27 protein-coding genes are annotated in these 20123 nt (G+C 44.6%); 5 read left to right on the top strand and 22 right to left on the bottom strand.

Going from position 1 to position 20123, the window contains the following annotated elements; genetic code table 11:
* Window positions 1-159: 159 nt before the first annotated feature.
* The 10 genes from ICN27_RS08425 to ICN27_RS08470 all read right to left on the bottom strand — a co-directional run bounded on the left by ICN27_RS08425 (window position 160) and on the right by ICN27_RS08470 (window position 7845).
* A complete protein-coding gene (locus ICN27_RS08425) occupies window positions 160-1131 on the bottom strand; it encodes a tripartite tricarboxylate transporter substrate binding protein (RefSeq protein ID WP_216269667.1) in 972 nt (323 codons plus the stop codon).
* 19 nt (window positions 1132-1150) lie between these two features.
* A complete protein-coding gene (locus ICN27_RS08430) occupies window positions 1151-1885 on the bottom strand; it encodes a transporter substrate-binding domain-containing protein (RefSeq protein WP_216269668.1) in 735 nt (244 codons plus the stop codon).
* Between the two features lie 31 nt (window positions 1886-1916).
* On the bottom strand, window positions 1917-2774 hold the full coding sequence (locus ICN27_RS08435; RefSeq protein ID WP_216269670.1) for a metal-dependent hydrolase: 858 nt from the start codon (window positions 2772-2774) through the stop codon (window positions 1917-1919).
* A gap of 174 nt (window positions 2775-2948) precedes the next feature.
* Window positions 2949-3929 carry a zinc-binding dehydrogenase gene (locus tag ICN27_RS08440; RefSeq protein ID WP_216269672.1) on the bottom strand — a complete coding sequence of 327 codons (981 nt, stop codon included), beginning with the start codon at window positions 3927-3929 and terminating at the stop codon, window positions 2949-2951.
* Between the two features lie 28 nt (window positions 3930-3957).
* Window positions 3958-4410: a DUF2452 domain-containing protein gene (locus tag ICN27_RS08445; protein ID WP_216269674.1), complete on the bottom strand. Its 453-nt coding sequence runs from the start codon at window positions 4408-4410 to the stop codon at window positions 3958-3960.
* An 88-nt stretch (window positions 4411-4498) separates the two neighbouring features.
* Window positions 4499-6025 (bottom strand): cryptochrome/photolyase family protein, encoded by a 1527-nt coding sequence (locus ICN27_RS08450; protein ID WP_216269675.1) that lies wholly within the window; start codon window positions 6023-6025, stop codon window positions 4499-4501.
* 50 nt (window positions 6026-6075) lie between these two features.
* Window positions 6076-6630 carry a DUF3833 domain-containing protein gene (locus ICN27_RS08455; RefSeq protein WP_216269676.1) on the bottom strand — a complete coding sequence of 185 codons (555 nt, stop codon included), beginning with the start codon at window positions 6628-6630 and terminating at the stop codon, window positions 6076-6078.
* The gene (locus ICN27_RS08460) at window positions 6631-7179 is read right to left on the bottom strand and encodes a chalcone isomerase family protein (RefSeq protein ID WP_216269677.1); all 549 of its coding nucleotides are present in this window, start codon (window positions 7177-7179) and stop codon (window positions 6631-6633) included.
* Window positions 7180-7183: 4 nt separating this feature from the next.
* The gene (locus ICN27_RS08465) at window positions 7184-7570 is read right to left on the bottom strand and encodes a thiol-disulfide oxidoreductase DCC family protein (protein WP_215308243.1); all 387 of its coding nucleotides are present in this window, start codon (window positions 7568-7570) and stop codon (window positions 7184-7186) included.
* A 5-nt stretch (window positions 7571-7575) separates the two neighbouring features.
* Window positions 7576-7845, bottom strand: coding sequence for a TIGR03643 family protein (locus ICN27_RS08470; protein WP_215308245.1), 270 nt, complete (start codon window positions 7843-7845; stop codon window positions 7576-7578).
* 59 nt (window positions 7846-7904) lie between these two features.
* On the opposite strand from ICN27_RS08470, the gene ICN27_RS08475 reads away from it, so the two are divergent.
* Genes ICN27_RS08475 through ICN27_RS08485 form a run of 3 tightly spaced genes read left to right on the top strand, consistent with a single transcriptional unit; the run spans window position 7905 to window position 9608 of the window.
* Complete coding sequence (locus ICN27_RS08475; RefSeq protein ID WP_215308247.1) at window positions 7905-8600, top strand: SDR family NAD(P)-dependent oxidoreductase; 696 nt, start codon at window positions 7905-7907, stop codon at window positions 8598-8600.
* A gap of 13 nt (window positions 8601-8613) precedes the next feature.
* Complete coding sequence (locus ICN27_RS08480; RefSeq protein ID WP_215308249.1) at window positions 8614-9192, top strand: histidine phosphatase family protein; 579 nt, start codon at window positions 8614-8616, stop codon at window positions 9190-9192.
* A 35-nt stretch (window positions 9193-9227) separates the two neighbouring features.
* On the top strand, window positions 9228-9608 hold the full coding sequence (locus ICN27_RS08485) for a DUF2237 family protein (RefSeq protein ID WP_215308251.1): 381 nt from the start codon (window positions 9228-9230) through the stop codon (window positions 9606-9608).
* Here the strand turns inward: ICN27_RS08485 and ICN27_RS08490 are convergent.
* Both ICN27_RS08490 and ICN27_RS08495 read right to left on the bottom strand, forming a co-directional pair.
* Window positions 9590-10834 (bottom strand): DASH family cryptochrome, encoded by a 1245-nt coding sequence (locus ICN27_RS08490; RefSeq protein WP_216269678.1) that lies wholly within the window; start codon window positions 10832-10834, stop codon window positions 9590-9592. The two genes, ICN27_RS08485 and ICN27_RS08490, sit on opposite strands and share 19 nt — an antisense overlap.
* On the bottom strand, window positions 10835-11020 hold the full coding sequence (locus ICN27_RS08495) for a DUF2256 domain-containing protein (RefSeq protein WP_215308255.1): 186 nt from the start codon (window positions 11018-11020) through the stop codon (window positions 10835-10837).
* Window positions 11021-11075: 55 nt separating this feature from the next.
* Between ICN27_RS08495 and ICN27_RS08500 the strand changes: the two genes are divergently transcribed.
* Both ICN27_RS08500 and ICN27_RS08505 read left to right on the top strand, forming a co-directional pair.
* The gene (locus tag ICN27_RS08500; protein ID WP_216269679.1) at window positions 11076-11978 is read left to right on the top strand and encodes a histone deacetylase; all 903 of its coding nucleotides are present in this window, start codon (window positions 11076-11078) and stop codon (window positions 11976-11978) included.
* Between the two features lie 91 nt (window positions 11979-12069).
* Window positions 12070-12882, top strand: a complete 813-nt coding sequence (locus tag ICN27_RS08505) for a transporter (protein ID WP_216269680.1) — start codon at window positions 12070-12072, stop codon at window positions 12880-12882.
* Between the two features lie 27 nt (window positions 12883-12909).
* Here the strand turns inward: ICN27_RS08505 and ICN27_RS08510 are convergent, their stop codons facing one another.
* The 10 genes from ICN27_RS08510 to ICN27_RS08555 form a co-directional block, all read right to left on the bottom strand.
* Window positions 12910-13368, bottom strand: a complete 459-nt coding sequence (locus ICN27_RS08510) for an ion channel (protein WP_215308260.1) — start codon at window positions 13366-13368, stop codon at window positions 12910-12912.
* A 33-nt stretch (window positions 13369-13401) separates the two neighbouring features.
* Entirely contained in the window at window positions 13402-13806 is a 405-nt protein-coding gene (locus ICN27_RS08515) for a translational machinery protein (RefSeq protein WP_216269681.1), read from the bottom strand.
* Window positions 13807-13855: 49 nt separating this feature from the next.
* Window positions 13856-14122, bottom strand: coding sequence for a DUF1488 family protein (locus ICN27_RS08520; protein ID WP_216269682.1), 267 nt, complete (start codon window positions 14120-14122; stop codon window positions 13856-13858).
* Window positions 14123-14198: 76 nt separating this feature from the next.
* Complete coding sequence (locus tag ICN27_RS08525; protein WP_216269683.1) at window positions 14199-14483, bottom strand: cupin domain-containing protein; 285 nt, start codon at window positions 14481-14483, stop codon at window positions 14199-14201.
* Window positions 14484-14492: 9 nt separating this feature from the next.
* Window positions 14493-14885 (bottom strand): VOC family protein, encoded by a 393-nt coding sequence (locus ICN27_RS08530; RefSeq protein WP_216269684.1) that lies wholly within the window; start codon window positions 14883-14885, stop codon window positions 14493-14495.
* Window positions 14886-14899: 14 nt separating this feature from the next.
* Window positions 14900-15886: a tripartite tricarboxylate transporter substrate binding protein gene (locus tag ICN27_RS08535; protein ID WP_216269685.1), complete on the bottom strand. Its 987-nt coding sequence runs from the start codon at window positions 15884-15886 to the stop codon at window positions 14900-14902.
* A gap of 30 nt (window positions 15887-15916) precedes the next feature.
* On the bottom strand, window positions 15917-16843 hold the full coding sequence (locus tag ICN27_RS08540; protein WP_216269686.1) for a hydroxymethylglutaryl-CoA lyase: 927 nt from the start codon (window positions 16841-16843) through the stop codon (window positions 15917-15919).
* A gap of 29 nt (window positions 16844-16872) precedes the next feature.
* Window positions 16873-18066 (bottom strand): CaiB/BaiF CoA-transferase family protein, encoded by a 1194-nt coding sequence (locus ICN27_RS08545; protein ID WP_216269687.1) that lies wholly within the window; start codon window positions 18064-18066, stop codon window positions 16873-16875.
* Window positions 18067-18132: 66 nt separating this feature from the next.
* Window positions 18133-19434, bottom strand: a complete 1302-nt coding sequence (locus ICN27_RS08550) for a lipase family protein (protein WP_216269688.1) — start codon at window positions 19432-19434, stop codon at window positions 18133-18135.
* A 20-nt stretch (window positions 19435-19454) separates the two neighbouring features.
* Window positions 19455-20108 (bottom strand): cupin domain-containing protein, encoded by a 654-nt coding sequence (locus ICN27_RS08555; protein ID WP_216269689.1) that lies wholly within the window; start codon window positions 20106-20108, stop codon window positions 19455-19457.
* Between the last annotated feature and the right edge of the window lie 15 nt (window positions 20109-20123).

Genomic DNA, 20123 nt, shown 5'->3' on the forward strand with positions numbered 1-20123 from the left:
TAATGGCTTGAATCAAACCACCTCAGGCATTGTCCAAGACCCACTGGGGGCTGTCAAACTACCTAAAACAGCATTTAAAGAATAAATTTCTTTTAATTCAAGCGCTTAGACAATTATATGCGGAGTGAGGGGGAAGCACCTCTCACTTGAATCATGATGCTATTCAGGCTTAATCCCGGCACTTTTAATGATCTTGCCCCAGCGGACTGATTCTTTCTTCTGAAATGACCCAAAAGCCTCGGGTGACATGGCGTAATACTTCGCTCCCTCTGACTCTAACTTTTTCTGAACTGCAGGCTGTTGCATAATTTTTCCCACTTCCGCATTGAGCTTCTTCACAATGGCAGGCGGAGTGCCGGCAGGAGCAAATAAGCCAATCCAATTTTTGACATCGAATCCAGGCAGCGTCTCACTAATACTCGGCAAATCCGGCATAGAAGGATCTCTAGTGGCACCTGTTACCGCCAAGCCACGCAATTTATCGCTCTTTACATAAGGCAGAATTGTAGGCATCGTGGCAAACATTAATTGAGTTTGGCCACCAATCAAATCAGTAATTGCTAATGCATTTCCCTTGTAAGGGATATGTGTCATATCAACCTTTGCGGTGAGAACGAAAAGTTCTCCTGCCAAATGACTAGCGGTACCAATACCACCCGACCCATAAGATACTTTTCCTGGGTTAGCTTTGATGTAGGTAATGAGCTCGCTGACATTTTTTACTGGGACGCTAGGATTAACAGCTAACAAACCTTCAGCATCAAGCACAAAAGCTACCGGTACAAAATCCTTAAATGGATCATAGGGCATGCTCTTCACCAAGTAGGGGTTTACTGCATGCGTACCAATACTGCCCATAATTAAGGTGTAGCCATCTGCCGGCGATTTGGCCACGAAATCAGCCCCAATATTACCTCCGCCACCCGTTTTGTTTTCCACTACCACTGGCTGACCATAAGCCTCGCTTAATCCCTGAGCAATGATTCGTGAAAAACCATCAGCGATACCACCGGTAGCAAATGGGGAGATGATTTTAATTTGATGATTTGGGTAAGTGGCCACTTGAGCCATCGCAGCATGATGAGTAAAGAAGCTTGAGCCCAAAATGAGGGTCAGGAGTAACTTTTGCATATTATTTTTCTGAGGATATTTAGGGGAGCGCTGCAACTGATAGACCTTGCACCTGATATTGACTAATGAGATCAGCAACCAAGCCAGATCTAATAAATTCTTCTACACAAGCATTCAAAAATTCAATCGACTCTAGGTGTGTTTTTTGTGTGGCAATCGCCTGCTGTATTCCAGTAAATTGCCCATCCAGAATTCTGGCGCCAGGAATATTTTGAGAAGCAGTCACTAGGCCAGTTTTTAAGCCTGCCAAAACATCTAATTTCTCGCTGACGAATAATTCATTACTCGCTTGCACACTATCAGCATGGACTAAGCTGGCATGTTTGAGATTACGCTGTAGCCATAAGTCATAAGCACTTTTGTAAAAAGATGCAATCCTCACCCCTGGCTGATCTACCTGAGACAACTCAGTTATGGGGGAGTTGGCGGGAACCAGGTAACTAGCCTCAAGCTCAACATAGGCAGGAGTAAAAGTAAGCTTCTGAGCACGAGCAGGATCGGAGCCCAATAAGGAGATGCCACATCTTCCACTGACGACGGCATCGACAACCTCATCTTGCGTATTAAAACCTATCAAACTTAACTCCACACCTAAACGCTTTGCAATAGCGCGGCAGATATCTGGTGAGATACCAGTGGGCTCTCCAGAAGATGATCGACCCGTAACCAATAAGAAGTTGCCTAAATACACCGCAGCAGATAGAACGCCATTAGGCGCGAGTTGCATTCTGACTTCAGGCGAAATAGAGTCCATAAAATTCCTATTGAACAGCGTGTTCCATTAATTAGAACTGAACTGTCTGCCCCTCAGTCATGGGAATAATCTTAATTGTGCTGCCCTTCATGGCCTCTTGGAATTCAGCCAAGGTTCCCTTCGCCAATGGATTGGAGTTGTAGTGCATTGGTATCACCATTTTTGGCTTTACCCAGGTTCGCAAAGCGAAGGCAGCATCGTCCGGCGCCATAGTGAAATTACCACCAATAGGGATCATTACCAAATCTGGCTTGTAGTGCTCGCCAATAAATTTCATATCGCCAAAAAGCCCTGTATCGCCCATGTGCCAAATTTTGAAGCCATTCTCAAGTTCAATGATGTAGCCCATCGCTTCACCTGCCGCATGAGACTCCATCTTTTCAGTTGCCGGATTCTTCCATACTAGTAAAGAGGAGTGCTCAGCCTGCACAGCCGTAACCTTGATACCAGGCAATGGTGTAACACGACCAGTTTTATTGAAGCGATGACCAAGATCGGCAGGCAATATTCCCAGAGTAATTAATGGGGTCACCATATCTGCAGGTCCATACAACTTAGTGTTATTCATTTTTGCAAGCACAGGTGCATCGCCAATGTGATCGACGTGAGCATGTGTTACCAATAACAAATCTATCGGGCCAATAGCAGACAGATCATTCTTATAAATAGCGGGAGTTTTCGGACCGCCAGTAATCCATGGATCGATCAAGATCGCCTTGCCGCTAGGACTTTTGATGCGAAATCCAGCCTGACCTAACCACAGAACCTCTGTTGCAGGCTGCGCACTAGATTTGCTAGGCGCTTGAGCTTGGGCAAGTAATGAGGAACCCATTAAGAATGCAGCAGCCATTCCCATTAAAAAAGTGTCCAACACAATATATCTACGCATCACTGCCTCCGAGTTTTTATCTTCTCAAACTATAGCGGAGAAAGCGGAACTTGGCTTAATATCGCGCTGCATCAATTTATAGAGATTGTATTTCTCCAAAAAAAACTAACCATTGCTACGGAACGCCAATAAAAAAACCCCGCCGAAGCGGGGCTCTCATAATTCAACATTTATTTACGGCGTAATTACGATCGCACCTGAAACTTTTCTACCTTCTGCAGCTTTATGAGCATCAGCAGCTTGCTCGAGCTTGAACTTCGCACCGATCTGTACTTTGACGCGACCTTGTGCAATCGCATCAAATACTGCACGAGCATTTTCTTGAAGTAATTCCGGTGTTGCGTTGTGCGGGAATACAGAAGGTCTGGTTAGGAAAAGGCAACCCTTCTTATTTAGAATCTCAGGCTGAATCTCTGGAGCAGGTCCAGAGGCGGCACCAAATAAAGCCACCGTGCCAAATGGTGCAGCACAATCGAGTGATCCCAAGAAAGTAGTCTTAGCAACCGAGTCATAAACTACATTTGCTTTACGACCGCCTGTTGCCTTCATAAACTCTTCAACCCAATTTGGTTTTGAATAGTCCACCACGGCATCGCAGCCTGCTTCTTTAGCTGCGGCAAACTTAGCTTCAGATCCTACTGTGCCCACTACAAAAGCACCTAAGGACTTTGCCCATCCTGATAGGATTTGGCCAACACCACCAGCGGCAGCGTGGACCAAGACGACATCCCCAGATTTCACCTTGTAGGTTTTTTGAACTAAGTATTGGGCAGTCATTGCCTTGAAAAACACAGCAGCAGCAATTTCATCGGATACATTGTCTGGCACTGCAACCAATTTATCCACTGCAACATTGCGTGCACTGGCATAAGCACCGATACCAGCATTCATGTACGTCACACGATCGCCTAGCTTGAATCGCGTAACACCTTCACCAAGCGCCTCAACTACACCGACCGCCTCATGGCCTAAACCTGTTGGTAGCTCCAAGGGGTAAACGCCAGAGCGCTGGTACACATCAATAAAGTTAAAACCAATCGCGGTTTGACGAAGTTGCACTTCCCCTTTGCCTGGAGCTGGAAGCTCTTTATCGATTAATTGAATCACATCGGCGCTACCGAGTTCTGAAAGACTAACAATTCGAGCAGTTGTCACAAGTCACCTTATTATTTTTATAAAAAAATTATCTTACTGCAAGCGAGGATGAGACAGACTCATCCTCCTCAACGATAGCCCAGGTGCTATCCCCAAGCTTTTTGACTGCCATCGAATAAGTCCAGGCATCCGGAATGCCACAACTCCACTGATCAGGTCCATTTTGAATCAATACATTGCTGCCAATGCGGCTATCGAAGTAGAGATGGTAGGTTTTTCCATGGAGGGGATTAAAACTAAATTTGGCACTATGGACCATTTCTGTAGCATCCAAACGAGCCTGAAGTGAACGTGCTTGCTTCATTAATACTTCAGCCTGCTCCATGATGCGATCGTATTCAAGCTTTGCATTCTGGCGTGCGACATTGACTGCCTTGTCTTTTTCTTCTAAGACCTTAATCGGTGCAAATACAGGCGCACCCACTTCCATGGGATATTCAATGCCAGCATGCCGTGCTGGATCGGTATCTTCAATTCTCATGACTTTTTTAACCTACTGATTTATATAGTGAAAGTGTGACACAAATTCACAAAATGCGTTTTTTCCAGCTATAAATATGGTGAGCCCCTTACAAGGAGCTTAAATCCCCTAGAAGGCTTTTGGCATGGAGTGCGATTGCCTGCTGATCTGTATCGCTGATGCGGGATAAGTTCGCAGTCATCAGGCGGGTACGTGGGCTAGCCTCAAATTGGACGCGATGCTTAATGAGAAAGTTCCAATAGAGGTTGGTCATTGGGCAAGCACCCTCCCCAAACCGAATATCGGGCTTGTATTGGCAGGAGCCACAATAGTTGCTCATTCTCTTGATATAGGCGCCACTGGCAATATAAGGCTTGCTAGTAAAACGGCCACCACTCGCAAATAAGGCCATGCCCGCTGTATTGGGCAACTCTACCCACTCAATCGCATCAACATAGACTGCCAAATACCAGTCACAAACGTCTTTAGGTAAGATTTCTGCAAGCAATGCAAAGTTGCCGGTCACCATCAGGCGTTGAATATGGTGGGCATAACCATACTCCAGGGTTTGGCCTATCGCCTCTTGCATACACTTCATTTTTGTTTTGCCAGTCCAGTACCAAGCAGGCAATGGATTTTGGTGATCATAAAAATTATCTAAAGCCATTTGCGGCATATCAAGGTAGTACATGCCTCGCACAAATTCTCGCCAACCTAGGATTTGACGAATAAACCCTTCTACCGTCGCCAATTCCAAATCGTGTTTTTTCCAGGCAACCAAAACAGCATCAATGACTTCCCTGGGGTTGAGCAACTTTAAGTTCAGCGAACTCGACAGCAGCGAGTGCCAACCAAACGGTGTATCAGTCCACATCGCATCTTCGTAAATACCAAATGTTGCTAAGCGGTGCTCAACAAATCCTGCCAGAGCTTGAAGCGCATGTTGACGGGTTACTGGCCACTGAAAATGCGCCAGCGATCCAGGATGATCTGGGTAGCGCCCCTCTACTTCAGCAAAAACTCTTTTGGTAATAGCATCAGGTGCAAATAATTCTGGAGGTGGAATTAAGCCGGGACCCTTCTTTGGAAAGGGTTTGCGATTATCTCGATCGAAGTTCCACTGCCCGCCCTCAGGATTACCCTCTTGATCAATTAAGATCCCATGGGTTTTACGCATGAGTCTATAAAAGTATTCCAGTCGCAACTCTTTTTTATTGGCAACCCATTCCTTGAATTCTGTATGAGTGCAATAAAAATGAGTGTCTTGCCGCATCTCTAAAACAATGTTGAGCCCCAAGGCCAAAGCCTCAATCGATTGCTTTAGACGCCATTCCCCAGGCTCCACACAAACTAGATGCGTAAATTTCCCGCTACCAATCTTTTTACTGAGCTCTTCAACAATGGTCTTGGGCGAATGTTGAATATAAGTGAGAGTAAAACCCAAATCTTTTAGATGCTCAGCAAAATGACGCATTGCTGATAAAAATAAAGCAATCCGCGCTTTGTGAGACCAAACATGTTGCGCTTCATTGGCAGACTCCACCATCAGCACTTCATCCGACTTGGGGTTGATGTCCTTTAAGGCAGCACTATCGATATCTAATTGATCGCCTAAGATTAGTATGAGCTTTTTCAAGCCGGCATTCCTTGCCGTAGCATAAATAAGAAAATTTGATAAGACATCAATTAGCGCTTATAAAAACTCAAAGTCACTTCACCCAAGTCAATTCCAAATTTGCTCATCTTGGCTTTATTGAGCATGACCTTAGGCGTTACCAAGTACATCCAATCATTAAATTGCACGTGATAAATTGTGCCGTCTACGGGCAAGGCTAAGGTGTAAGCCCAATTGAGCGCATTACCAGCCGATTCGCCCAGCGCATCCCCCACCACATCATCTGCCCTACCAATATATTTACCAGGAGCAGTTTCAGTCAAAGTCCAGATACGCTTTTGCTTCGTACCATCGGAATATTCAAAGCTTTCATCGAGAGTACCCACTTTCTTACCATCAACCACTTTCCACTGCGCTACCAACAGAACGGTAAATCGTTTTTTGACCTCGCCACTACGATCAGTGAATATTCCATAAGCATCTATCGTGCCGTTGAAGTACTCACTTAAATCAAGATTGGGCTTCTCATTGGCGTACTGCGTTACCGAAGGTGATGAGCAGGCAAATAAACCTGTGATTACTAAACCCAAGAATGTCCATTTTGCAGCGATAAAAGTTTTATGCATTTAGCATGCTCCTGAAATAAGTTGTGGTGGACAACCTTGCCCTAATAAGTCCACCCTGAGTTTGGGTGCACTCGTCTTTGAATCAAGCCAAATACCAAAAAAAGCTTTTGCAAAATCAGTGCCCTGAATTTGGGATATTTTTTTGCCTTCATAAAAGAAACTGGTTCCCTGCTTCGGGGTATAAACGGCAGAAATTGTCTGACCAGGCTCCACATTAGGAAGAATGCTTGCTAGCTCCTTCCCCCAAGCTGATGCCTGAGAATCAGCTACACCTAAATTTTTCATCTCTTGTGCCGTACGGTTGGCAATTGCCTCGCCGGAGAAGGCTCTCTGGTATTGCAGCTCAAGAGCAAACTCTTGAGAATCCTTGGTTGCACCTCGATATAAATTGGCATCGTAAACATGAAATCCCCAAAAGTTCAGTCTACCCAAACCTTGTAATTGGACTTGACCCATCATGCTTTTAATATGTGGCGGCTCCTTAGCAAGGCTCATTGAAGTTAGCGTGCCAAGAGCTAAAGTAATCACTAATTTATCAACCAGTTTCATATCCTTACCCTTTTTTATTAACGAGACGCAGAGCAAAAGGACCTAAGAGCGCTGAAATCGTATGGCGATGCTTTGCAAAGAATCGATAAGCTGCATTCCAAAATGGCTTGAGTAAAGGTCTAGAAAAAAGCCATGCAAGCTTTGGCAGATTAGCTCGACGATAGGCTTCTGAAAATACATCCACACCCTCAAGTAGTTCACCATCATCATATTGCGCGCACATGTAGGCTAAGGCTTGCGTGCAAGAGACCCCTACGCGTTCTGGAGAATACAAATCAGAATTGATATCAACAAAGCTCAGCAGTCCTGCTTCATTTCGCCCTGAAAGAAATTGAATTTCTGCCTGACATAAAGGGCAAAGACCGTCATAGAACATAGTGAGCTTTTTCATGACGTTTATTTTTGTTTGTACTGAGTTGAGCAGTAGGCGCGGTTTACCAATTTACTTCGCAGAGCGATATGCTTAGTTGATCTACCGGTGACTCGCTTACGCCATAATTCAAAAGAACTGCGTTTGAGATTTTTTCTCATCAAAGCAATCACTTGAGGCTCAGAATATCCAAAAGTAGCTTCAATGGCTTCAAAAGGAGTGCGATCCTCCCAGGCCATCTCAATCAACCTGGAAAGGTCTGCTTCTGAAAGCGCTTGGGGTAGGCGAGTTGTCATCAAGCAAGTTTAAGACTTATTCAATAAACTGGCTGAGACCCTACTCATTGCAAGTTTTTATGCCACTTATCCCCACACCCTTCCGCGCACTCGTGATTGGTTCCTCCGGAACCATCGGTGCCGCCTTTGAGGAGTTACTGGAGAATCATCCAGCATGTACTGAGGTGGTCGGCATACATCGCTCATCTCCTAGTCCAATTGATTATCAAGATCTCAGTACGATTGAAGAGGCAGCTAAGTCTTTCGCTGGAAAAGCGCCCTTTCAGCTGATGATTAATACCATTGGGATATTGCATTCTGCGGATTGGATGCCAGAGAAAAAACTAGATGACCTGAATGCTGAACAACTAGAAGCAATGCTACAGATCAATGCAATTGGTCCAGGCCTAACCATGAGGCACTTTTCCAAGCTACTAGATCCATCAGGATCTGTCATGGCAACCCTCTCAGCCAAAGTAGGTAGTATTGAAGACAATCGTCTCGGAGGTTGGTACAGCTATCGAGCCTCTAAGGCAGCACTCAATATGCTGATTAAGACGACTGCCATTGAACTTGCACGAACCAAACCGAATGCCGCACTCATAGCATTACATCCCGGAACAGTAAACTCTCGCCTATCAAAACCCTTTAAAGGTCAGCAAATTGGTCGGCCTCCCCTCGATGCCGCGCAAGATATGCTGAATGTCTTGCTCTCACTAGATAGGGAAGATTCAGGGACTTTTATTAGTTACTCTGGAGAACGCTTACCTTGGTAGGCTATCTATTTTTATGAAACTACGTTTATTCTTTTTCTTTATCACCTGTACCTTAGTTTTTACTCAGAGTAAATTGGCTACAGCGCAGAGTGAGTTAGCTAACAAGCTAAATGACGGTACGCATATTCTCTTAATGAGACATGCTGATGCGCCTGGCTATGGGGACCCAAAGAACTATCAAATCGGGCAATGCTCCACTCAGCGCAACCTTGGAGATCAAGGGCGAAAACAGGCTAAGAATACTGGTGACTGGCTATCGAGCCAAGGAATTGGACAGGCGAAGGTTTACAGCAGCCCCTGGTGTCGTTGTATTGATACGGCCACCCTGTTGAACAAGGGGGATGTAAAAAAAGAGGTAGCCTTAGGTTCATTTTTTGATGACATGAGTCAGGCAAAAAAGCAGACCGACGAACTCACAAAATTCATTGCAGCTGAGCGAAAACAGTTTCTAGGCACACCAATCATCATGGTGACACACCACGTCAATATTCAATCTTATGTTGGCGTGGTTATTAACTCAGGCGATATGGTCTTAGTGAAAGTTGATCCTACTGGAAAGCCTCTATCTTTCAAGCTATATCCAAGCCCCTAAAACCAGTCTATTTTTTCTCAAAGTAAAGAGTCTTTATGCAAGATACCGTCACCTTAAATGTATTGGGCCAACCTTTGGTACCCTGCTCCTTTGATCCTTTGACAGGATTTTTTAGAGATGGTTGCTGTAAAACTAATGAGCAAGATTTAGGTAGTCATTTGGTATGCGCTATTGTGACAAATGACTTTTTACAATTTAGCCTTAAAAGAGGGAATGATCTCATCACCCCACGCCCTGAATATCAGTTCCCAGGCCTCATAGCAGGCGATCAGTGGTGCCTTTGTCTTAACCGCTGGATCGAAGCCTTAGAGGCGAACTGTGCTCCCACAATTCAATTAGAAAGCACTCACGCTAGGGTCTTGGATAAGGTATCAATGGAGGTCTTACTCCAATACTCTCAGAGCCAGAGTCTTTGATATTCCCCTCGGGGATCGTGATCTTGTTCTTGCTTGGCGATATTGAAACGCCTGCCACCCCGCGGATCAGTTCCTAGTCCAGCCAAATACAACCAGTTACCTTGATTGCTATAGACGTCATAGTCAATCAGCTGAGACTCAAACCAAGCGGCGCCTAAACGCCAGTCTCCCTGTAAATCGTAGATCCAGTAACTGGCAACTATCTGACGCATTCGATTAGATAAGTAACCGGTTTTGAGTAGCTCTCGCATTCCGGCATCTATCAGTGATTTACCAGTGCTACCAGTGCGCCAAGACTCGAAGTGCTGGTAGCCGCCTTTCGAGATCGGAGTTCCGCTCAAACCTGCTTCTCGATATAGTTGTATACCGTATTTAAAGTGTAGAAAACGGAAATAATCTCGCCATAGCAGCTCAAACCAAAGCCAGTAGATGCCATCGTTTGCACCGTGAGTTTGTTCATAAACATCTAATTTAGCAACAATTGTCCTTGCAGAAACGCAACCCAAGGCTAAGTAAGGAGAAAACTTACTTGAATAGTCTTGTCCAATAAGTTGATTACGAGTTTCTTTATAGGTATCCGGCAAGCGTCTTGCAAGGTATTGTTTCAAGTGTTCTAGGGCGTTGCGCTCGCCACCCAAAAACTGATGCATCGAGTTATCTAATTCCTGAGAACTCTGCATTAGGGGTATCTGTGCAAGCTCTGGCAAGGCAGGAATTTTGGAAGGCGCTATCACTGGTGGTGAAAACTTCAAGCCGGCGTACTCTACTTTTTTACGAAACTGGGTAAACATATCCGGCATATCTTGAGCAGTAAAGGGTAAGCTGTCTGGCGACAACATGCTCGACTGCCAGAACTCCTGAAGTGTAATTCCCCGCCCTAGAATCTCTTGGCTCCGTCGGATTTCTTCTGGGGCTTCGATACGCTCACAATACACCGCATTGGCATGCGTATCTTGAGCTAACTGCGCAAGGATATCCGCCGGTTCGCCAGCATATTCCAGCAGATCGGATCCTAAAGCACGTAGCTGTACCCTTAAATCTTTCAAGGACTCCCTTAAAAAAGCCTTGCGATGAAATCCCTCTCTCGGAAAACCAAAAACATGAGCAGCTTGCGGGAGATGAATATAGATGGGTAGCAAACGGTCAGCACGATTACATGCCTCTAGCAAGGCAGGATTATCTATCAGCCTTAAATCATTTTTGAACCAATAAATCAGCGTACTCATTTACTTCATCCCAAGAGTGGCTGATGAAGATTTATTGGCTCGGCAAGTATCAGAGCAGTACTTAATAGACTCCCAATTTTTAGCCCAAGATTTACGCCAAGTCATTTCTTTGCCACAAGTGACGCATAACTTGCTCGGTAAATAGGATTTGTTTCCCTTAAATCCTGATTTTTCTATCTTGCTCATACCCACCTATTTAAAAACGAATAGACTTATCAACAAAATCACAAAAGAGAATGTATTGAAAGCTTTTTACGCAGATCATTATGTTTTACCACTTCCAGCCGGACACCGCTTTCCGATGGAAAAGTATGCACAATTGCGTGATCTAGTATCACAACTGGAAGGCATCAAGCTTGAGAATGCCCCCGCAATTACCGACACTCAAATACTCTACGCTCACGATCCAGGTTATCTGATCAAAGTCTTGCAAGGCAAGCTCAGCACCCAAGAACAACAAGAAATTGGTTTTCCTTGGAGTACACAGATGGTGGAACGCTCTCGGAGATCTGCAGGGGCAACTTTAGCAGCTGCGCAATCTGCACTTACAGAAGGAATAGCTGCCAATTTGGCTGGGGGAACACACCACGCTTACCGTAATAAGGGTAGTGGATTCTGCGTCTTTAATGACTCTGCCATTGCGGCTCGAGCACTCCAGAGAGAAATCAGTGCCAACTTGCAAGTAGCCATTATTGATCTAGATGTTCATCAGGGTAACGGTACTGCCTCTATTTTAGAAAATGACACTTCTATATTTACACTGTCGATTCACGGGGAAAATAACTTTCCTTTTACAAAAGAGCGTAGCGATCTTGATGTTGGCTTACCAGACAAAACGGGGGATGATGCCTATTTAGCGACGCTGCATCAAAGCCTAGAAATATTAGATGCGCGCTTTAAGCCCAATTGCATTATTTACTTAGCTGGAGCCGATCCCCACGAAGGGGACCGATTAGGAAAGCTTAGCTTGACTAAAGAAGGCATACGACAGCGAGATGAGGTTATTTTTCAGTATGGCTTAGATCGCCAAATTCCAATTGCCTTTAGTATGGCGGGCGGATATGGCAGAGAAATTCAGTCAACTGTAGATATTCATTTTCAGACTATCCAAACTGCACTTCAGTTTCAACAGCAATACAGTTGAATTACCCTACAATACGCTTGCCATGATTTGCATTCGAGCCGCCATACTGTTATTGATCTTAACCAGACCAGTTCTATCATGGGCAATAGATTTGCAACCTAACGATATTGTTGCGCCACTACCCAATAAAAATTATGTCACGGTGAGTTACCTAAATACCGAGAACAACACGCTCTACCGAAATGGAAGCGCTGCATTAAGCAGCCCTATCATTGATACCCAGAGTGCAATTTTTCGTGGTACCAGAACGTATGATCTTGGCAACCTGCCAGCAGTCAGCTTTATTCAACTACCCTACGGATCTATTCAACCAGGGGGCTCACTAGCAAGTCAAGCAGGTAATACTGGGGTTGGTGATCTTACTATTGCAACAGCAATATGGCCGTATCACAACAGAGTCACCAGAACCTATCTTGGCCTAGCGGGATACCTTATTAGCCCAACGGGCAGCTATTCCAGTCAGCGAGCCTTTAATGTTGGTGAGAATCGCTTTCGCACGGACTTGCAGATGGGCTTTCAAACGCCGATCATCTCTAATGTAGATGGCATGATTGCGGTTGACACCATGTGGTTTGGTGGCAATAGTGAATGTGCTGCTGCATGTGGCTTAACTACCAACGGATCTTTGACTCAAAAGCCACTGACTACTACTCAGCTGGGCCCCATCTACCGTATCAATCAAATCTTTACCGTAGCAGCCTCTTACTTTTACGTTGCTGGAGGTGCAACCTCAATTAATAATAACTATCAAAATAATGTTGCCAATACGCAAAGATTCTTATTAAGTGGGCAAGCCCACACACCGATTGGAAGAATCTCTTTGCAATACGGACGTGATACAGAAATCAAAAACGGCTTTGTTCAAACGCGCTTGCTTGCCATCAGAATCATGAAAGAGTTTTAACCACAAATTCACGCTGATTGGCATTAGTCAATACCGATTAGCTTTGTAAGTAGTCCAGTATTTCTGCATCTCAATAAATAGAAATGAAGCAGACCAAGTAATTAAGATGAAGCCGGTCAGCGCTTCCACTCCAGTCAAATAGCGAAGGTAGCCTTGCGCCACAATCTCGCCGTAACCTAAAGTTGTGAAGGTCACAAAAGATAGGTAGGCGCAATCCAACAAAATGCCATGACCTGAAAGCTCACCAACGAGACCGCCCATGACAGGGAACTGCAAGGTAAAGAAGTAGCCTAAGGCAAACAGCCAGATCTCCACTACATGCGCCATGAAGATGGCACCAACGCCAACGAATACCCGAAAACGCGGTGCAATGTGAGCTATTTTGGGCAGCAGCTTATCAAGCTGAAAAAGAGCCTCATAATGCAATAGGATCGCAATAAGTGCCAAAGATCCATTGATGATGAAGGCAGTGATGAGCAACATCATTAAATTATCCCCCATTTTCAGGGGGATAAATAATCAACCAGTAATAACGGTATCGCCTTTTAAGGCATCTACTTTGGCAAAGTACTTTTTAGCATATGCCAATAACTGACCATCACTCGGATGATCAACAGTCTCAATACCAACTATTTTTTCAGCAATGCCATGATCATGTTTAGTAGCATGCTTCATCAAATCCAATTTTGCAGAGCCTGGCCCCACTATCAAAATCTCTTTAGATTCCATCACCGCTTGAATAACTTCATGCAAGTAATGTTGATCTGGTTCAGCACGCGCGCCACTAACAGAGCCACTTTTGTGATGGACGTTTTTATGGGTAGATCTGGTCTTAATGACTTCGCTCTCACTAGCGGTGGGATTGAAATAAATAACATGCGCTTCTTGATGGTCAATCCAAATGACTGAGTGATTAAATGACATATATTTTCTTTCTAATTAATGCAACGGGATACAAAATTAATAAAAACAATTAATCTAAAATGAGATCATGGCTAAATAGGTGCACAGCTCCATCTACAGCATGACCATTCAGAATCTTTTGCTCAGCTATCGAGAGTAGCTTTAATTGATGCGTTTTAAATAATTGCAAAGCATTTTTTTCAACACCCTCAGGGTCTAAGTCCTGAAGAGCTTCATAACTAAAACTACATTTAAAAGCTTTGCCATCCAAGATGGCTGGATAAGAGATATCACCAGTTTCTAAAAGGGATGCAGGACCAACAAATTCAAGCTTCATATAGACTCACCTTATTAAGAGTAATCAAACAACCCTAATAGTCTGAACCTAATTAGGGAAGTGTACTTGATATAAATCAAATAACCTCAGCACTATTTTTCCTGCTTGCCAAGTATTGAACGCCATTGCTACCATAGCGCTCAGTATGAACTTGATTTTCTAATAGGCGAAACACTTCGCCAGAAATATAAGCCGTCCTGACGCCATCAACCACAAGGTCAATTTGCCCAGAAAGCACAAAGGCCTGGACCTCGAATGGATGTGTATGAGCATCCAAAAATCCGCCCGCCTCTCGCTGCACCAAGGTTGGCTCAGGAAATCCATCCAAGACCAACATGCTCATAAATTGCTCTTTAGTCATCTGAGAAATCTAAACAAGTTCACTGATTTCAATCAGATTTTGGTCAGGGTCACGCACATACACTGAATTAATTTTTGAGGTAGCGCCAGTCCGAATGATGGGCCCCTCAATAATGGGCCAACTCTCTTTATTTAGTTTTTCAATCACTTGCACCAAAGGTCTATCAGCAATAAAACATAAATCCAAGGAACCCGGTGTCGGAGTATCCGCTTTAGGCTCAAACTCCTTGCCCTTAATATGCAAATTAATTTTTTGATTGCCAAACTTAAATGCTTTGCGTTCAACTGGTGGCGTGCCACCAATAAAACTCTCTAATTTCATTCCTAAAACTCGGGTATAAAAATCTACGCACTCACCCTCATTGGCGGTAGTTAATACCAAGTGGTCAACATGATCAATCATCTCATTTAACCCTCTCAATCAGCTTCAATCCTGGCGGTCTTCACCACTGAGGTCCATCTGATGTTTTCAGTCTTAATAAACTCATCTAACTGCCTAGGATTCATATAGACAGCCTCAGCACCCATCTCTACTGCCTTTTGTTTGAATGCCGGTTCGGCCATTACTTTAGCGATTTCAGTTGTCAGTTGATTCACAATAGATGCAGGTGTATTGATTGGGGCAAAAACTGCAAACCATGATGTCGCATCCAGTTTTGGTAAGCCTGCCTCGGCAGCCGTAGGAACATCAGGCAAGCTCTGCAAACGCTTCTTGCCTGTTGTTGCTAATGCGCGTAGTTTGCCAGTTTGGATGTGGGGAATAAATGGTGGAGGCGTTCCAAATGTTAAATCAACCTGGCCGCCTAATAAATCAGCTAATGCCGGACCGGTACCTTTGTAAGGAATATGGGTCATTTTGATACCAGCCTGCTGCTCCAACATCGCGCCAGTAACATGTTGTAGGGAGCCATTGCCTGAGGATGCGTAATTCAACTTCCCAGGATTTGCTTTTGCATAGGAGATGAGTTCTTTCATCGTCTTAAATGGCAAGTCTGCACGTACCACCACAATTTGCGGTGCTGAGATCACATTCGCTACAGGCTGAAAATCTTTCAGCTCCCATGGCAAAGGATTTTTACTAACCAAAGGCGTAATCACGTGATAGCCAGAATACTGAACCAGCAAAGTGTAGCCATCAGGATCAGCCTTCTTCACGGCTGTAGCTGCAATTGCACCAGATGCTCCTGCTTTGTTTTCAACCACAATCGTTTGACCCAAAGCGGTCCCAAGAGGAAGAGCCAACACCCTAGCTGTGAAATCTGTTGTACCACCCGGAGCAGAAGAAGCAATAAATGTAATCGGACGATTCGGATACTTCCCCGAATCCTGACCGTAGCTAGAAAGTGATACTTGACTCAACACAATCAAGACCAATATGTTGATCTGAGAAAAATAGGTGCGCATTGGATTAACTTTCAATTTAAGTAGATCAAATTAACGTAAATCTTCAACATAAGCAGGGGTGGGATGTAAATCACAGATACCGCCAGCCTTAGCAACCTGCCCTGGAACAGGATGGCCAACAATCAAAGGCAGTTCACGAGCCAAGCTCAGTAATTTAGGGATATTGATGCCCGTGTCGTAACCCATGGCATCAAGCATATGAATAGCGTCTTCACTAGAGATATTGCCACTAGCGCCCGGCGCATAGGGACATCCGCCCAAGCCGCCAAGAGAACCATCAAACCGAGTGATGCCTGACTGAACTGCTGCAAGCACGTTTGCTAAGCCCATTCCTCGTGTATTGTGAAAATGAAAAGTCAACTGCAAGTTACCAAACTGCTTTTGCAAATCAACTGCTATTTTTGCAACCTGAGCAGGATGCGCCATTCCGGTGGTATCGCAAATAGTGACGCCACGTACGCCCAGATCTGCAAATCGTTGAACAAATTCTTCTACTACGCTTTGTGGTACATCACCTTCCATAGGGCAACCAAATGCAGTAGATAGGGATACATTGATTGGGGTTCTACCGTTTACATAACGGATTACCTCAGCCAATCCAGAAAAACTTTTTTCTCGACTCATTCGCAAATTAGCCAAGTTATGGGTTTCAGAAGTCGACATGACGAGATTGAATTCATCTGCGCCTGATTCAAAAGCGCGCTCTGCACCACGTAGATTAGGAACTAGGACGGTGTATTCAACACCAGATATACGCGAAATTCTGCCCATGACTTCTTCTGCATCACGCAGCATAGGAATAGCTTTAGGCGAGGTAAATGAGGTCACCTCAATCTTGGCGAATCCACACTGGCTAAGCTCATCTACCAGCTTAACCTTGTCATCCGTCGGAATGAAATTGGGCTCAATCTGAAATCCGTCCCTAGTCACAACGTCATTGAAATAAATTCTAGTCATAAGATTGAACCATTTGCTTAAATTGCTGGTTATTTAGTGAATGCAATGCCGCGTTCTTTTAAAGATGCTACCTGAGCCTCTGTTAAACCAATACTTTGCAAAATTTCATCAGTATTCTCTCCAATATCCGGAGCCAGAGTTTTAATTGATCCAGGAGTACGCGAGAGCTTTGGCAGCACGCTTGGCACATCCAATCTAGTTCCATCGCGCATCTGAATATGCTCAATATTGCCACGGGCTTTGTAATGCGGGTCGCTGGCAATATCTGCTACGGTATATATTTTCCCCGCAGGAACGGCCACCGTGTCGAGCAACTCTAGAGCTTGATCAGTCGTCATTGTTTGCGCCCAAACGCCAATGGCCTGATCCAATTCTGCAACACGAGCAACTCTGCCATCATTATTTTCAAGCGCTGGGTCATTCGCTAAATCTGCTCGGCCAATCAAGTTCATCAGACGCTTAAAGATACTATCGCCGTTCCCAGCAACCAGTACATAGCCGCCATCGGCACAAAGGTAGGCATTACTTGGGGCAATGCCAGGTAAGGCACTGCCGCCCGCCTGTCTAACTTCACCAAAGGCACTGTATTCGGGTATCAAGCTTTCCATGCAATTAAAGACTGCTTCATATAAAGCAATATCAATTACTTGACCTTTACCACTCTGATGACGCTCTTGAAGTGCTAACAAAATTCCGATCACACCGTGCAGCGATGCTAATGTATCGCCAATGCTAATGCCGACACGAACAGGCACCCTTCCTGGCTCAGCAGTTAAATGTCGCAAACCACCCATCGCCTCTGCCACTACACCAAATCCTGGCTTATCTCGATAAGGGCCAGTTTGACCATAGCCACTAATTCTCAAAACAATCAGCCTAGGGTTGAGTTCAAGCAATTTCTCTGGATCAAGGCCCCAACCCTCTAGCGTACCTGGCCGAAAATTCTCGATCAGGACATCCGCTTCTGTAATTAAGGTACGAACAATTTCCTGAGCTTCAGCTTGCTTTAAATCTAACGAAAGAGAGCGCTTGTTGCGCGATTGAACTTGCCACCAGACTGAAGTGCCATCTTTTAGCAAACGCCATTTGCGTAGAGCATCGCCTGTATTCGGCGGCTCAATCTTGATGACATCAGCACCAAAATCACCCAGTGTTTTTGCAGCAAATGGACCAGCGATTAGCTGGCCCATCTCAATCACTTTTAACTTAGCTAATGGCTCCATATTTATCCTCAAATAAGCTATGTTTTAAATTATGCTCTTTTAGCCTACTTGGAATTGAGTGCCGATCTAATTTGCTGGACATCCATTTACTAACTGTTTTCCAGCAATGCGATCTTTAATCCAAGCAAGATACATCGGAGCTGAGACACCGGGAGTAGAAAAGTGAGTTTGCTCTCCTGGTAACTGAATTCTCTGAACATTTGCACCCATAGCGCACATCTGCTTTTGATATAGCTCATGCTCAATTGGGGGAACTGCAGTATCTTTGGTGCCCCAGTAAATAACGACTGGCGCTAAAGGCTTTACTGGCTTCACACTCCCATCAATTAATGCCTTCACCCAAGCCAAGGAGTTGCTGGGCTGCGGCTTCAATAAAGACTTGTACTTGTCTCCATAAGCATAATTAAAAGAATCCGCCATCACATGGACGCATTTATTGCCAGCCAATTTATCTACAAACCTTGCACCTTCATCAGTCAGAATGTCTGTTAACTTGAGATGTGGATATGCAGCTTGAGTACCCCAAAGACCCATTACATAGTGGGCGAATAAAAATATATTCGGGACATTGGCTTGAGTAAATTCATTTATCAACTTATTCGCACCAGCCTCATCAGTCGGCGGGTTACGGAGCATCGCTGCTTGATCATCCGGCGCCAAGCCAACAAATCCAAGGTATTGAAGGTTATCGGCAGCTGTACCTTGAAGCGCTTGGTAGCCAGGCAAACTTGCAGCAGCAATAATTGCCCCTCCACCCTGTGACCAGCCATAAGCAATTGCTTTCTTGCCAGCACCAAGTTCCTTCATTGAGCTTGCCGCTCTTACAGAATTAATCACATCTCTACCATTAGTAGCTGCAACAGCATATTGATGCTTACCGCCACCACCTAGCCCCTGATAATCCGTAGCAATGATCACATACCCTTCCTTGATAAATTGCTCAACATTCGGAATACCGTAGTCAGTCCAAGAGTTACCATCCGCCAAGAAATATTCATTTAAAGGAGCAGTTGGGTCAATAATCTGGGAAGGGCCACAATTTTGAGCTGAGCCTGTAGTGCCATGCGCCCAAGCCAAAATAGGTCTACCTTCTTTTGGGGGAGTCCCCAAAGGGGCAATAGCAACACCGGTGGCAATGGTCTTACGCTCACCGACATCAGAGGAAATATAAGCAACTCTCCAGGCTTGTGCGCCATTGACTGATGTTTTAATTTTTTCTTGCTTTACGATTTGCCCCAATTTCCCTTCGGGACTCATTTTTATTACAGCATCATAAAAAGGAGGAAGCGGTGGAACTGCTTGTGCGCACGAGGGAGTTAAGCCAATAAAAAATACTGGCAATAAAAATACTTTGAATAAATTTTTCATAAAAAATCCTGTAAACACAATCAATCTAACAAATGCCCAGTCTTAACAAATATGGTGCATCCCTCTTTACTGAAAGGCTGATGCAAACTCAGGTGAGGACTTCTGATCCATGATCCAGCAGGATAGCGTCCATGCTCATCTTCAAATACACCATCGACTACAAAAATTTCTTCACCACCATAGTGCTTATGTGGATTGAAATAGGTTTGGGGAGCCCATCGAACTAAAGTTGAGCCATTACCCTGCCGCATGAGCGGCATCACATGAAGGCCAGGCACCATGCCTTGATGCCAAGGAGCTGATTTTGTATCAATGAGCTCTCGCTCGACATGCTCAACTCCAAGATGTCGCAGTTTCACAAAAAGAGTGCAGCCAGTTTTACTATGAGGCGCATGAGAAGATCCAGGAGGATTCATGATGTAGGTGCCAGCAGGATAATCACCGGTTTCATCACTAAATACCCCATCCAGCACCAATATTTCTTCACCAAATTTATGACTGTGCGTTGGAAAATGAGAATTGGGTAAATACCGAACGATCGAAGTTGCCTTTGCGATTTCATCGCCAATTCGATCAAGCATGCGTCTCTCAATACCCGCCTCAGGGCTAGGAATCCAAGGTAGATCATGATGATTAATCACGACTCTCTTACTGTAGTCGGAGTTGATATTCATTTATTAGATTCAGAT

Source organism: Polynucleobacter sp. Nonnen-W13, from assembly GCF_018881735.1.
Classification (GTDB): Bacteria; Pseudomonadota; Gammaproteobacteria; order Burkholderiales; family Burkholderiaceae; genus Polynucleobacter.

What these genes read in the sequence shown, in the direction of transcription:
- ICN27_RS08425 (WP_216269667.1), bottom strand. Translation starts at nt 1,131, where the DNA reads ATGCAAAAGTTACTCCTGACCCTCATTTTGGGCTCAAGCTTCTTTACT.
- ICN27_RS08430 (WP_216269668.1), bottom strand. Translation starts at nt 1,885, where the DNA reads ATGGACTCTATTTCGCCTGAAGTCAGAATGCAACTCGCGCCTAATGGC.
- ICN27_RS08435 (WP_216269670.1), bottom strand. Translation starts at nt 2,774, where the DNA reads ATGCGTAGATATATTGTGTTGGACACTTTTTTAATGGGAATGGCTGCT.
- ICN27_RS08445 (WP_216269674.1), bottom strand. Translation starts at nt 4,410, where the DNA reads ATGAGAATTGAAGATACCGATCCAGCACGGCATGCTGGCATTGAATAT.
- ICN27_RS08455 (WP_216269676.1), bottom strand. Translation starts at nt 6,630, where the DNA reads ATGCATAAAACTTTTATCGCTGCAAAATGGACATTCTTGGGTTTAGTA.
- ICN27_RS08460 (WP_216269677.1), bottom strand. Translation starts at nt 7,179, where the DNA reads ATGAAACTGGTTGATAAATTAGTGATTACTTTAGCTCTTGGCACGCTA.
- ICN27_RS08465 (WP_215308243.1), bottom strand. Translation starts at nt 7,570, where the DNA reads ATGAAAAAGCTCACTATGTTCTATGACGGTCTTTGCCCTTTATGTCAG.
- ICN27_RS08470 (WP_215308245.1), bottom strand. Translation starts at nt 7,845, where the DNA reads ATGACAACTCGCCTACCCCAAGCGCTTTCAGAAGCAGACCTTTCCAGG.
- ICN27_RS08475 (WP_215308247.1), top strand. Translation starts at nt 7,905, where the DNA reads ATGCCACTTATCCCCACACCCTTCCGCGCACTCGTGATTGGTTCCTCC.
- ICN27_RS08480 (WP_215308249.1), top strand. Translation starts at nt 8,614, where the DNA reads ATGAAACTACGTTTATTCTTTTTCTTTATCACCTGTACCTTAGTTTTT.
- ICN27_RS08485 (WP_215308251.1), top strand. Translation starts at nt 9,228, where the DNA reads ATGCAAGATACCGTCACCTTAAATGTATTGGGCCAACCTTTGGTACCC.
- ICN27_RS08490 (WP_216269678.1), bottom strand. Translation starts at nt 10,834, where the DNA reads ATGAGTACGCTGATTTATTGGTTCAAAAATGATTTAAGGCTGATAGAT.
- ICN27_RS08495 (WP_215308255.1), bottom strand. Translation starts at nt 11,020, where the DNA reads ATGAGCAAGATAGAAAAATCAGGATTTAAGGGAAACAAATCCTATTTA.
- ICN27_RS08510 (WP_215308260.1), bottom strand. Translation starts at nt 13,368, where the DNA reads ATGATGTTGCTCATCACTGCCTTCATCATCAATGGATCTTTGGCACTT.
- ICN27_RS08515 (WP_216269681.1), bottom strand. Translation starts at nt 13,806, where the DNA reads ATGTCATTTAATCACTCAGTCATTTGGATTGACCATCAAGAAGCGCAT.
- ICN27_RS08520 (WP_216269682.1), bottom strand. Translation starts at nt 14,122, where the DNA reads ATGAAGCTTGAATTTGTTGGTCCTGCATCCCTTTTAGAAACTGGTGAT.
- ICN27_RS08525 (WP_216269683.1), bottom strand. Translation starts at nt 14,483, where the DNA reads ATGACTAAAGAGCAATTTATGAGCATGTTGGTCTTGGATGGATTTCCT.
- ICN27_RS08530 (WP_216269684.1), bottom strand. Translation starts at nt 14,885, where the DNA reads ATGATTGATCATGTTGACCACTTGGTATTAACTACCGCCAATGAGGGT.
- ICN27_RS08535 (WP_216269685.1), bottom strand. Translation starts at nt 15,886, where the DNA reads ATGCGCACCTATTTTTCTCAGATCAACATATTGGTCTTGATTGTGTTG.
- ICN27_RS08540 (WP_216269686.1), bottom strand. Translation starts at nt 16,843, where the DNA reads ATGACTAGAATTTATTTCAATGACGTTGTGACTAGGGACGGATTTCAG.
- ICN27_RS08545 (WP_216269687.1), bottom strand. Translation starts at nt 18,066, where the DNA reads ATGGAGCCATTAGCTAAGTTAAAAGTGATTGAGATGGGCCAGCTAATC.
- ICN27_RS08550 (WP_216269688.1), bottom strand. Translation starts at nt 19,434, where the DNA reads ATGAAAAATTTATTCAAAGTATTTTTATTGCCAGTATTTTTTATTGGC.
- ICN27_RS08555 (WP_216269689.1), bottom strand. Translation starts at nt 20,108, where the DNA reads ATGAATATCAACTCCGACTACAGTAAGAGAGTCGTGATTAATCATCAT.